Annotated in this window: 8 protein-coding genes; 7 read left to right on the top strand and 1 reads right to left on the bottom strand. The window is 72.1% G+C overall.

Annotated elements, in window-relative coordinates; all coding sequences use genetic code 11:
* Positions 1–14: 14 nt before the first annotated feature.
* From M5C98_RS00725 to M5C98_RS00715, 3 genes are read left to right on the top strand one after another with little or no spacing between them, the layout of a single operon-like run.
* Complete coding sequence (locus M5C98_RS00725) at positions 15–1,187, top strand: sigma-54 interaction domain-containing protein (RefSeq protein ID WP_272550384.1); 1,173 nt, start codon at positions 15–17, stop codon at positions 1,185–1,187.
* Positions 1,184–2,365 carry an FMNH2-dependent alkanesulfonate monooxygenase gene (ssuD, locus tag M5C98_RS00720; RefSeq protein WP_272550383.1) on the top strand — a complete coding sequence of 394 codons (1,182 nt, stop codon included), beginning with the start codon at positions 1,184–1,186 and terminating at the stop codon, positions 2,363–2,365. The genes M5C98_RS00725 and ssuD overlap by 4 nt, the downstream gene beginning before the upstream one ends.
* The gene (locus tag M5C98_RS00715; protein ID WP_272550382.1) at positions 2,362–3,258 is read left to right on the top strand and encodes an amidohydrolase family protein; all 897 of its coding nucleotides are present in this window, start codon (positions 2,362–2,364) and stop codon (positions 3,256–3,258) included. The genes ssuD and M5C98_RS00715 overlap by 4 nt, the downstream gene beginning before the upstream one ends.
* Positions 3,259–3,333: 75 nt before the next feature.
* Here M5C98_RS00715 and M5C98_RS00710 read toward each other — a convergent pair whose 3' ends face one another.
* Entirely contained in the window at positions 3,334–5,184 is a 1,851-nt protein-coding gene (locus tag M5C98_RS00710; RefSeq protein WP_272550381.1) for a methyl-accepting chemotaxis protein, read from the bottom strand.
* A 200-nt stretch (positions 5,185–5,384) separates the two neighbouring features.
* On the opposite strand from M5C98_RS00710, the gene M5C98_RS00705 reads away from it, so the two are divergent.
* The 4 genes from M5C98_RS00705 (at position 5,385) to M5C98_RS00690 (ending at position 12,099) form a co-directional block, all read left to right on the top strand.
* Positions 5,385–6,146, top strand: a complete 762-nt coding sequence (locus tag M5C98_RS00705) for a CerR family C-terminal domain-containing protein (protein ID WP_272550379.1) — start codon at positions 5,385–5,387, stop codon at positions 6,144–6,146.
* Between the two features lie 17 nt (positions 6,147–6,163).
* Positions 6,164–7,639 carry an efflux transporter outer membrane subunit gene (locus M5C98_RS00700; RefSeq protein WP_272550378.1) on the top strand — a complete coding sequence of 492 codons (1,476 nt, stop codon included), beginning with the start codon at positions 6,164–6,166 and terminating at the stop codon, positions 7,637–7,639.
* 74 nt (positions 7,640–7,713) lie between these two features.
* Entirely contained in the window at positions 7,714–8,886 is a 1,173-nt protein-coding gene (locus M5C98_RS00695) for an efflux RND transporter periplasmic adaptor subunit (RefSeq protein WP_442867215.1), read from the top strand.
* 90 nt (positions 8,887–8,976) lie between these two features.
* Positions 8,977–12,099, top strand: coding sequence for an efflux RND transporter permease subunit (locus tag M5C98_RS00690; protein ID WP_272550375.1), 3,123 nt, complete (start codon positions 8,977–8,979; stop codon positions 12,097–12,099).
* The last annotated feature ends 113 nt before the right edge of the window (positions 12,100–12,212 follow it).

The raw sequence follows: 12,212 nt of genomic DNA, 5'->3' as shown, positions 1-12,212 counted from the left end.
CCAGGCTGAAGACCATGGCGACCCTCCCCGCATGGCCCGCCGCACCGGCCCGCACCGCCACCGCCACGCCCGCCGCCCCCGAGGCCGGCCTGGCGTGGATCTTCGAAGACCCGCGCTCCAAGGCGCTGCTGGCCGAGGTGGAGCAGGTGGCGCCCAGCGACGCCGGCGTGCTCATCACCGGCGAGAGCGGCACCGGCAAGGAGCTGATCGCACGCTACCTGCACAGCCGCAGCCCCCGCAGCGCCGCGCCCTTCGTGGCCGTGGGCTGCGGCGCGTTTTCCGAGGCGCTGGTGGACTCGGAGCTGTTCGGCCATGAAAGCGGCGCCTTTCCCGGCGCCTTCGGCGCGCAGCCCGGCTGGTTCGAGGAGGCCCACGGCGGCACCATCTTCCTGGACGAGGTGAACGACCTGCCGCTGGCCGTGCAGAACAAGCTGCTGCGCGTGCTGCAGCAGCGCGAGGTGGTGCGCGTGGGCGGGCGCCAGCCCATTCCCATCGACGTGCGCATCGTGGCCGCCGCGTCGGTGGACCTGCAGGAACTGGTGCTGCAGCAGCGCTTTCGAAAGGACCTGTACTACCGATTGAACGTGGTGAGCCTGGAGGTGCACACGCTGCGCGAGCGCCCGGGCGACATCGTGCCGCTGGCGCGCCATTTCATCGACGCCTACAGCCGGCGCCTGGGCTACCCGCGCCCGCAGCTCACGCCCGCGGCCGAGCGCGCGCTGCAGCAGGCGCCCTGGCCTGGCAACGTGCGCGAGCTGGAGAACACCATCCACCGCACGCTGCTGCTGGGCGATGGCCGCACGCTGGACGCCACCGACCTGCGGCTGTCCGGCACCGCGCGGCCGGGCACCGAGCCCGAAGCCCCGGCGGCAGCAGCGCCGCCGCAGGCCCCCAGCCCGTCGCCCCCCGGCCTGCCGCTGCTGCGCCAGGCCGTGCGCCAGCTGTGCGAAGCGCATGTGCCCGCGCTCTACCAGACGGTGGAAGACGCCGTGCTGCTGGAAGTCTTCCGCTGGTGCCACTACAGCCAGAGCGAGGCCGCACGCGTGCTGGCCTTGAGCCGCAACGTGGTGCGCGCGCGGCTGATCCGCCTGGGCGAGGTCGGCGCGCCGCGCCGCGCCGGCGCCGATGCGGGCGCGCCCCCTGCCGAATTCCCCTCCGACACCGATTCCGAAAGCCCTTCCCCATGAGTCCGACCCCCGACCTCTTCTGGTTCCTGCCCACCTCGGGCGACACGCGCTACCTGGGCACCTCCGACTTCGGCCGCGCGCCCACCAATGCCTACCTGCGCCAGATCGCGGTGACCTCCGAGCAACTGGGCTACGACGGCCTGCTCATTCCCACCGGCAGCTCGTGCCTGGACCCGTGGGTGACCGCCGCCAGCCTGGTGCCCGTCACCCAGCGCATCAAGCTGCTGGTGGCCCTGCGCACCTCGCTCGGCAACCCCACCGCGTCAGCGCGGCAGGCCGCCTCGCTCGATCAGGCGCTGGGCCCCGGCCGCCTGCTGCTGAACGTGGTGCCCGGTGGCGACGCGACCGAGCTGGCGGCTGACGGCGTGTTCTACAGCCACGACGAGCGCTACGCGGCCAGCGACGAGTTCCTGACCCTCTGGCGCCGCCTGCTGCTGGGCGAGAAGGTCGATTTCGAAGGCCGGCACCTCAAGGTGCAGGGCGCGCAGAACTTCTTCGCGCCCGCCACGCAGCCCTACCCGCCGCTGTACTTCGGCGGCTCGTCGCCTGCCGCGCACGCACTGGCCGCGCGCCATGTCGATGCCTACCTGACCTGGGGCGAGCCACCCGCCGCCGTGGCGGAAAAAATCGCCGACGTGCGCGCACACGCCGGCGCCGCAGGCCGCGATCTCGACCGGCACCCGCTGCGCTTCGGCGTGCGCCTGCACGTCATCGTGCGCGAGACCAGCGAAGAGGCCTGGGCCGATGCCGGCCGCCTCATCAGCCGCCTGACCGACGACGACATCGCCCGCGCCCAGCAGAACTACGCGCGCATGGACTCCGAAGGCCAGCGCCGCATGGCCGCGCTGCACGGCGGCCGGCGCGACCGGCTGGTGGTGGGCCCCAACCTGTGGGCCGGCGTGGGCCTGGTGCGTGGCGGCGCGGGCACCTCGCTGGTGGGCAATGCGCAGGAGGTGGCCGAACGGCTGCAGGAATACGTGGACGTGGGCGTGGACCGCTTCGTGCTCTCGGGCTACCCGCACCTGGAAGAAGCCATCCGCTTCGCCGAGCTGGTGTTTCCGCTGCTGCCCGGCAAGCAGGCGGTGACGCTGCGCGACCAGTCGCTGACCGGCGGCGCGTTCGATATCCGTGCGAGCCGGCCTGCGGCCGCCGCCCCCGTGCCGGAGGCCGTGCGATGAGCGCGCCCACGACGACTCCGCGCGTGATCGACATGCGCTGCCGGCCCGCCTACCTGCACGACTTCTTCGGCAAGACGCCCGGCTCGCCCGGTGAAGACCTGGCGCGCTGGCTGAACCGGCGCGTGGGCACGCGCGGCGACGACGCGCACTTCACCCGCTCGCGCACGCCCGAAGGCTTTCTGGCCGAGGTGCGCGATGCCGGTCTGTCGCACGCCGTGGTGGTGGGCCGGCACACGCCCGGCCAGCACCTGCCCAACGACGACATCCATGCCATCGTGCAGGGCCAGCCGGAGCTGATCGGCATCGGTGCGGTGGACCCGGCGCTGCAGGGCGAGGCCGCCGCGCTGGCCGAAGTGGAGCGCGCCGTGAAGGTGCTGGGCCTGGCGGGCATCGGCATCGAACCGGGCTTCGGCCAGCCGCCGCGCCACCCGGACGATGCGGTGTACTTTCCCATCTACGAGCGGGCGCAGCAGCTGGGCGTGCCCGTGTTCCTGATGACCGGGCCGACCTCGCCCGACCTGCACTTCAACGACCCGGCCCCGGTCGCGCGCGTGGCGCAGGCGTTTCCGCAGCTGCCCATCGTGGCCTACCACGGCTGGTGGCCCAACGTGCAGCAGGCCATCGGCCTGGCCTTTCGCTACGACAACGTGTTTTTGGTGCCCGACATGTATTTGTTCCAGCCCGGCAGCCAGGCCTATGTGGAGGCGGCCAACGGCTTTCTGGGCGACCAGCTGCTGTTCGGCTCGTCGTACCCGTTCCGGCCGATCGGCCAGTCCATCGAGGACGCCCTGGCGCTGGGCCTGCGCGAGAGCGTGATCGACCGGGTGCTGTACGGCAATGCGGCGCGGCTGCTGGGCATCCAAAGCACGCCGGCCCACGCGGTCAAAGTCTAAGCATCGAATCGGCCTGCAGCGCCCTTCCATCAACCACCATTAGCTATCAATTTAATAGTGTTTTCCAGCGGGGCATCAGAAGGTTTCCCAGTCGTCGTCCGAGCGCGATGACGGCGCGGTGGCCGGGCGCGGTGCTGCAGCCTTGGATGCGGCCGGTGCGGCCTTGGGCTTGGCCGCCGGGGCGGACAGCGCGGGGGCTTTCACAGCGGGTTTCGCGGCAGGCTTCGGTGCTGCCGATGCCGCCGCAGGAGAAGCCGATACAGCCGGGTGCGCAGGCGCCGGGCGGGCCGCCACCGGGGCCGCACTGCGTGGCGCGGCAGGCAGGGGGCGGCTCGCAGGTGCTGGCGCCGCCAGCGGCACCGCACCCGCCTCCACGCGGAACTGCGACACGGCCTCGCGCAGGCGCTTGGCCTGCTCTTCCAGCGACGAGGCCGCCGCCGCCGACTCTTCCACCAGCGCCGCGTTCTGCTGCGTGGCCTGGTCCATCTGCACCACGGCCTGGTTCACCTGGTCGATGCCCGAGGACTGCTCGGTGGACGCGGCCGAGATCTCGCCCATGATGTCCGTCACGCGCTGTACCGAGGCCACGATCTCCTGCATGGTCGCGCCCGCGCGCTCCACCTGGGCAGAGCCCGCGCCCACCTTGCCCACCGACTCGTCGATCAGGCCCTTGATTTCCTTGGCGGCGGTGGCGCTGCGCTGGGCCAGGGCCCGCACCTCGCTGGCCACCACGGCGAAGCCCCGGCCCTGCTCGCCGGCACGCGCCGCTTCCACGGCCGCGTTCAGCGCGAGGATGTTGGTCTGGAAGGCGATGCCGTCGATCACCGCGACGATGTCCGCGATGCGGCGCGAGCTGCCCGCGATCTCCTGCATCGTCGCCACCACCTCGCCGACCGCGGCGCCGCCGCGCTGGGCCACCGCCATGCTGCTGGCGGCCAGCTGGTTGGCCTGGCGCGCGCTGTCGGCGTTCTGCTTCACGGTGGACGACAGCTGCTCCATGCTGGCGGCGGTTTCCTCCAGCGACGCGGCCTGCTGCTCGGTGCGCCCGCTCAAATCGCCATTGCCCAGCGCGATCTCGCGCGAGCCGGTGTGGATCTCTTCCACGCCCTGGCGCACCTGCGTGACCATGCGCGCCAGGCCCTCCTGCATGGTGCGCGCGGCGCCCATCAGGCGGCCGATCTCGTTGGACGAGCGCACCTCGATGCGCGTGGTCAGGTCGCCCTGGGCCACTTTTTCCAGCAGCGCGCCGGCGTCGTCCAGCGGCGCCAGCACGTTGCGGCGGATGAACACCCAGCACAGGACCGCCAGCACGACGCCCACCACCACCAGCACGCCGGCGGCGATCTCGGCGATCTGCAGCAGCCGCACCGACTGCGCCTGCAGGGTGTTGCCGCGCTGGCTTTCTGCATCGAAGAGCTGCTTCATCAGCCCATCCATGTCCGCCAGCAGCTTGTTGCGCTGGGCAACGATTTCGTTGCCGCTGTATTCGACATCCTTGCCGCCCGCCAGGCCCACGGCGCCGCGCTGCACCAGGGCGGCGTAGGCGTCGAAGGCGGTGAGCATCTGCATGGAAAGCTGGCGTTCCTGCGCCCAGTCGGCGGGCAGGCCCTGCGCCATGGATTGCAGGATGGTGCGCGCCTCCTGCATGGCTTTTTCGGCGCGGGCCGTTTGCGTTCGCACGCTCTCGGGCGGGTCGCCGCGCAGCACGTTGCGGTGGCCTACGGCCAGGGCCACCCGGTTGTCCAGCATGCGGATCTCGGCCTGCTTGAGCGCGAGCATGTCGCGGGCCGTGCGGTCCTGCACCTCGCCGGCCACCACCCCGGCACGCGTGCCCATCCAGCCCACCCCCGCCGAGACCACCAGCGCGCCGGTGAAGAACAGCAGCACCAGCAGCAGCGCCACCCGGATGGAAAGATTCCTGAACATGCGGACCCCTTGATCGAACCGGCCCAAGACGGACCCAAACTGCCATTTGCAACAAAAAGTTTGCCAGAAAAGCCGACGAAATACGTCGGTTACCGCATCCATTTCGATAGGTGTTTCCGCCCGGCCACGCGCTGCAGCGCAGCAGCGGGCTCGCCAAATTTAAAACAAACGTTTGATTTATCGTGGTCTAATCCGCCGCGATGTCTTCCACAAGCCCCTCTGCCGCCCCGGCCGGCGCCGCTGCCGACCTCGCCGTCGATCCTGCCGCCGGCACCCCCACGGCCCGCCTGCGGCTGCTGCACGCGGCGCTGCGGCTGTTCGCCGAGCACGGCTATGCCAAGACATCGATCCGCGCCATCGCGCAGGCCGCCCAGGCCAATGTGGCGGCCGTGAGCTACTACTTCGGCGACAAGGCCGCGCTGTATGCCGCGCTGTTTTCCGAGCCGTTCGGCGACATGCCCTCGCTGGTGGCGGACTTCACCCGCGACGGCCTGGACCTGCGCGAGGCGATGCAGCGCTACTTCAGCGGGGTGCTGGCACCGCTGCAGCACGGCGAGATGGCCCGGCAGTTCATGCGGCTGCACATCCGCGAGATGCTGGAGCCCACCGCGCAGTGGGAAAAGGAAATCGAGCAGGACGTGCGCCAGCCCCACGACGCCATGGTGCGGCTGCTGGGCCGGCACCTGGGCGTGGCCCGCCCCGACGACGACCTGCACCGGCTGGTGCTGGCCATCACCGGCCTGGCCTTTCAGATCTGGTGCCAGCAGGAAGTGCTGGCCATGATGGAGCCGCAACTGCTGGCCACCCCGCAAGCCGTGGACGCCTGGACCGCCCGGCTCACCGAATACGCGCTGGCCATGGTGGCGGCCGAGCAGGCGCTGCGCACGGCCACGCCCTCCACCGCCATCCGCTCGCGGCGCCCCGCCGCGCCGGCCCGGCCCGCCGCGCACCCGCCGCGCTGAGCCTTTCTTCTTCCGACATGAACACACCCCAACCGCACCGCACCGCCCGCGCCCTGCTGGCCCTCACCCTGCCTCTGTGGCTGGCCGCCTGCGCCGTGCCCAGCCCCGCCCCGCGCGTACAGGCGCCCACGCCCGCCGGCTGGCAGGCGCCGCTGCCCCACCAGGGCAGCGTGGCCGACCTGGCCCGCTGGTGGGAGCGCGCCGGCGACCCGCTGCTGGCCGAGCTGATCGCCTCGGCGCAGGACATCAGCCCCAGCGTGGCGCAGGCCCGGGCGCGCCTGGCCCAGGCCCGCGCGGCGCGGGTGACCGCGCGCGCCGCGCTGCTCCCCTCGCTGGACGGGCAGGCCAGTGCCAGCCGGGGCGTGAACGAGCAGGTCGGCGGCCTGGCCAGCACGGCCCAGGCGGCCCTGCAGGCGAGCTGGGAGGTGGACCTGTTCGGCGGCAATGCCGCAGCCAACCAGGCCGCGCTGCAGCGGCTGGCCGGTGCCCAGGCGCAGTGGCACGAGGCCCGCGTTTCCGTCGCGGCCGAGGTCGCCACGCAGTACAGCAGCTGGCGCCAGTGCCTGGCGCTGGCGGAGGTGGCGGCCTCCGATGCGGCCTCGCGCGGGCAGACCGCGCAGCTGTCGCGCCTGAGCGAGCAGGCCGGCTTCACCGCGCCCGCCACGCTCGCCCTGGCGCAGGCCAGCGAGGCCGAAGGCCGCGTGCGCGCCGAGCAGCAGCGCATGGCCTGCGAGATCGATCTCAAGACCCTGGTGGCCCTCACCGGCCAGGACGAACCCGCGCTGCGCGCCCGCGCCGCCGCCGCGCCGCTGGCGCCGGTGCCCGACGCGCTCTTTGCCATCGAGGCCCTGCCGGCGCGCGTGCTGGCCCAGCGGCCCGACGTGTACGCGGCCGAGCGCGAGGTGGCGGCCACCAGCGCCGACGTGGGCAGCGCCCGCGCCCAGCAGTTGCCGCGCCTCACGCTCAGCGGCTCGGTAGGCCGCGGCTGGGTGCGCACGGGTGGGGCCAGCATCACCTCCAACACCTGGTCCATCGGGCCGGTGGGGCTGTCGCTGCCGATCTTCGATGCGGGCCGGCGCGCGGCGCAGGTGGATTCCGCCGAAGCGCAGTACGACGCGGCCGTGCAGCAGTACCGCGGCACGGTGCGCCAGGCCGTGAGCGAGGTCGAGCAGGCGCTGGTGCGCCTGGCCAGCACCGCGGCGCGCAGCACCGATGCCCAGCGCGCCGCGGACGGCTACCGTGCCTCGTTCACCGCCACCGAGGCGCGCTGGCGCGGCGGGCTGGCGAGCCTGGTCGAGCTGGAGGACTCGCGCCGCACGGCGCTGGCCTCCGAGACTGCGCTGATCACCCTGCGGCAAGAGCGCATGGCGGCCTGGATCGGCCTGTACCGCGCCGCAGGCGGCGGCTGGGAGGCCGAAGCCACCCCGCAGGCGGCTGCAGCGGCGCCGCTGCCCGCCTCGACCCTGGCCCCTTCCGCAGCGCCCGCACGGTGAGCCGCCATGCACCGTCGCACGCACCGCCCGCTTTTTCTTCAGTCGTCGTCGTTGACCGCATGAACGGAACCCCCATGCAGCGCATGAAACTCACCCCCTCCTCCCTCCCCGCGGCGCTGGCCGTGCTGGCCGTGTGCGTGCTCGCCACCGCCGGCGCGCTGATGGCCGCCGGCCCCTCGCGCGCGGCGGACGACGCCAAGAGCGCCAAGGCCGGCGAGCCCCGGCCCGCACTCACCGTCACCACCACGCAGCCCACGCGCACCTCGCTGGCGCAGCGCCTGCCGGCCAACGGCAACGTCGCCGCGTGGCAGGAGGCCAGCATCGGCACCGAAAGCAGCGGCCTGCGCCTGACCGACGTGCGCGTGAACGTGGGCGACACGGTGCGCGCCGGCCAGGTGCTGGCCACCTTCGCGCCCGAGACGCTGCAGGCCGACGTGGCCCAGGCCCGGGCCAGCCTGCTGGAGGCCCGCGCCAGCGCCGCCGAAGCCGCGGCCAACGCCGAGCGCGCCCGCACGCTGCAGGCCAGCGGCGCTTTGAGCCAGCAGCAGATCCAGCAATACTCGACCGCCGGCGAGACCGCCCAGGCCCGCGTGGAGGCCGCCCAGGCGGCGCTCAACGCGCAGCAGCTGCGGCTCAAGCACGCCCAGGTGCTGGCGCCGGACAGCGGCATCATCTCCTCGCGCACGGCCACCGTGGGCGCGGTGCTGGGCGCGGGCACCGAACTGTTTCGCATGGTGCGCAAGGGCCGCCTGGAATGGCGCGCCGAGGTCACCTCGGGCGACCTGCCGCGCATCCGCCCCGGCAGCCAGGTGATCGTGACGGCCGCCAGCGGCGCGCAGGTGCCGGGCACCGTGCGCATGATCGCCCCCACGGTCGATCCGCAGACGCGCAACGGCCTGGTCTATGTGGACCTGCCACTGCACCCCGATGTGCGCGCAGGGATGTTCGCGCGGGGCGATTTTCTGCTCGGCCAGCGCGACGCGCTCAGCGTGCCGCAGTCGTCGGTGGTGGTGCGCGACGGCTTCAGCAGCGTGTTCGAGATCGGCGAGGGCAGCCGCGTGGTGATGCGCCGCGTGCAGACCGGCCAGCGCACGGGCGACCGGGTGGAGATCGTCTCGGGCCTGCAGCCGGGCGTGACGGTGGTCGAGCGCGGCGGCGCGTTCCTGAACGACGGCGACCTGGTGCGGGTGCAGGCCGCAGCGCCGGCTCCCGCAGGATCTGCACAAAAAGTGCCTCCAGCGCAATAAACACTAGGGCATCATGCTATTAAATAAGGAGCAAAACATGCTTTTGCCCGGTTGCCACCGCGGCCCTGCTGCCGCCCGCAAGGACCTGCCATGAACCTCTCCGCCTGGTCCATCCGGAACCCGATTCCGGCCGCGATGCTCTTCGTGCTGCTCTCCTTCGCGGGGATGCTGTCGTTCCACGCGATGAAGGTGCAGAACTTTCCCGACATGGACCTGCCCGTGGTCATGGTCACCGCGTCGCTGCCGGGCGCCGCGCCGGGCCAGCTGGAAACCGACGTGGCGCGCAAGATCGAGAACGCCATCGCCACCACGCAGGGCCTGAAACACATCACCTCGACCCTGGTGGACGGCACGGCCACCATCGCGGCCGAGTTCCAGCTCGAAAAGCCGGTGCAGGAAGCCGTGGACGACGTGCGCTCGGCCGTGAGCCGCGTGCGCGCCGACCTGCCGGCCGACCTGCGCGACCCCATCGTCGCCAAGCTCGAACTCTCGGCCCAGCCCATCCTGGCGTTCGCCATCGCATCCGACCGCCTGGACGACGAGGCGCTGTCGTGGTTCGTGGACGACACGCTCACCCGCCGGCTGCTGGCCGTGCCGGGCGTGGGTGCGGTCAACCGCGTGGGCGGCGTGACGCGCGAGGTGCGCGTGTCGCTCGATCCGCTGCGGCTGCAGGCCCTGCGGGCCACGGCCGCGGACGTGTCGCGCCAGTTGCGCCAGGTGCAGATCGAGAGCGCGGGCGGCCGCGCCGACCTCGGGGGGGCGGAGCAGCCCGTGCGCACCATCGCCACCGTGCAGACGGCGCAGGAGATCGGCGCCATGGACATCCCGCTCACCGACGGCCGCCACATCCGGCTCGACCAGGTGGCCACCATCAGCGACACGGTGGCCGAGCAGCGCACCGCCGCGCTGCTGGACGGCAAGCCGGTGATCGGCTTCGAGGTCTCGCGCAGCCGCGGCGCCAGCGAGGTCGAGGTGGGCGCGGGCGTGCAGCGGGCGCTGGACAAGCTCCAGGCCGAGCGGCCCGACCTGCACCTCACGCGCACGGTCGATTTCGTGGATATCGCCAGCGACGAGTACGACAGCTCCATGCGCCTGCTGTACGAAGGCGCCATCCTGGCCGTGGTCGTGGTGTGGCTGTTTTTGCGCGACTGGCGCGCGACCATCGTCTCGGCCGTGGCGCTGCCGCTGTCGGTCATCCCGGCCTTCATCGGCATGCACCTGCTGGGCTTTTCCATCAACATCATCACGCTGCTGGCGCTGTCGCTGGTGGTGGGCATCCTGGTGGACGACGCCATCGTGGAGGTGGAGAACATCGTGCGCCACCTGCGCATGGGCAAGTCGCCCTACCAGGCGGCGATGGAGGCGGCCGACGAGATTGGCCTGGCGGTGATCGCCACCACCTTCACGCTGATCGCGGTGTTCCTGCCCACCGCGTTCATGAGCGGCATCGCCGGGCGCTTTTTCAAGCAGTTCGGCTGGACGGCGGCGCTGGCGGTGTTCGCCTCGCTGGTGGTGGCGCGGCTGCTCACGCCCATGATGGCGGCCTACATCATGAAACCCATGGTGGCGCAGGAAAAGGAGCCGGGCTGGCTGAACACCTACATGCGCGCATCCGCCTGGTGCCTGCGGCACCGCGTGATCACGCTGCTGGGGGCGCTGCTGTTCTTCGCCGGCTCGATCGCGCTGATCCCGCTGCTGCCCTCGGGCTTCATCCCGGCCGACGACAACGCGCAGACCCAGGTCAACCTGGAGCTGCCGCCCGGCAGCCTGCTGGCCGACGCCCGCGTGGCCGTGGCGCAGGCCACCGAGCGCGTGCAGCGCGTGGGCCATGTGAAGAGCATCTACACCACCATCGGCGGCGGCTCGGCCGGCGCCGACCCGTTCGCCGGGGCGGGCGTGGGCGACCCGCGCAAGGCCACGCTCACGCTGCGCATGGACCCGCGCGGCGAGCGCCCGCGCAAGCAGGTCATCGAGCAGCAGCTGCGCGCCGCGCTGGAGGACCTGCCCGGCGTGCGCGTGAAGATCGGCCTGGGCGGCTCCAACGACAAGTACGTGCTGGCCCTGGCCAGCGAAGACCCGCAGGCCCTGGCGACGGCCGCGCAGGCCGTCGAGCGCGGCATCCGCACCATCCCGGGCATCGGCGGCGTGAGTTCCACCGCCAGCCTGGTGCGCCCCGAGATCGCCGTGCGCCCGGACTTCGCGCGCGCCGCCGACCTGGGCGTGACCAGCAGCGCCATCGCCGAGACCCTGCGCGTAGCCACGGTGGGCGACTACGACCAGTACTTGCCGAAGCTGAACCTGGCGCAGCGGCAGGTGCCCATCGTCGTGCGCCTGGATAACGCGGCGCGCGAAGACCTGTCGGTGCTGGAGCGCCTCACGGTGCCGGGCGCCCGCGGGCCGGTGCGGCTGGGCGAGGTCGCCACGCTGGAGGTGGCGGGCGGGCCGGCCGTCATCAGCCGCTACGACCGCTCGCGCAACGTCAATTTCGAGATCGAGCTGGGCGCGCGCGGCCTGGGCGAGGTGACCGAGGCCGTCAAGCAGCTGCCCGCCGTCGCCCAGCTGCCCGCGAGCGTGCGCCTGATCGACGTGGGCGATGCCGAGATGATGGGCGAGCTGTTCGCCAGCTTCGGCCTGGCGATGCTCACGGGCGTGATCTGCATCTACCTCGTGCTGGTGCTGCTGTTCAAGGACTTCCTGCAGCCGGTGACCATCCTGGCGGCGCTGCCGCTGTCGCTGGGCGGGGCGTTCGTGGCGCTGCTGGTGGCGGGCAAGAGCTTTTCGATGCCCTCGCTCATCGGGCTCATCATGCTGATGGGCATCGCCACCAAGAACTCCATCCTGCTGGTGGAGTACGCCATCGTGGCGCGCCGCGATCAGGGTATGAACCGCTGGGACGCGCTGCTGGACGCCTGCCACAAGCGCGCGCGGCCCATCATCATGACCACGCTCGCCATGGGCGCCGGCATGATGCCCATCGCCCTGGCGCTGGGCAGCGCGGACATGAGCTTTCGCTCGCCCATGGCGGTGGCGGTGATCGGCGGGCTCATCACCTCGACCGTGCTCAGCCTGCTGGTGGTGCCGGCGGTGTTCACCTACGTGGACGACTTCGCGCAGTGGTTCCAGCGCCGGGTGATGCGGCGGCCGGTGCCGCCACCGCAGCCCCCTCAGGCACCCCCGACGCCCCGCGCACCCGACCTGCCGCATTCGCTCTAAGGCGCCGGCAGGGCTTTGCCGGCCTCCCGGCAAAGCGCGGGCCTGCGTGCAGCCCAATTGTTGGTAACACAAAGTGTGCGCCCCAGCCGGCTCGTGGCGGCGGCCGGTTCGCC

It is taken from the genome of Acidovorax sp. NCPPB 3576, from assembly GCF_028473605.1.
In the GTDB taxonomy this organism is placed as follows: Bacteria; Pseudomonadota; Gammaproteobacteria; order Burkholderiales; family Burkholderiaceae_C; genus Paracidovorax.
This window is presented reverse-complemented; position numbering and strand designations above follow the sequence as displayed.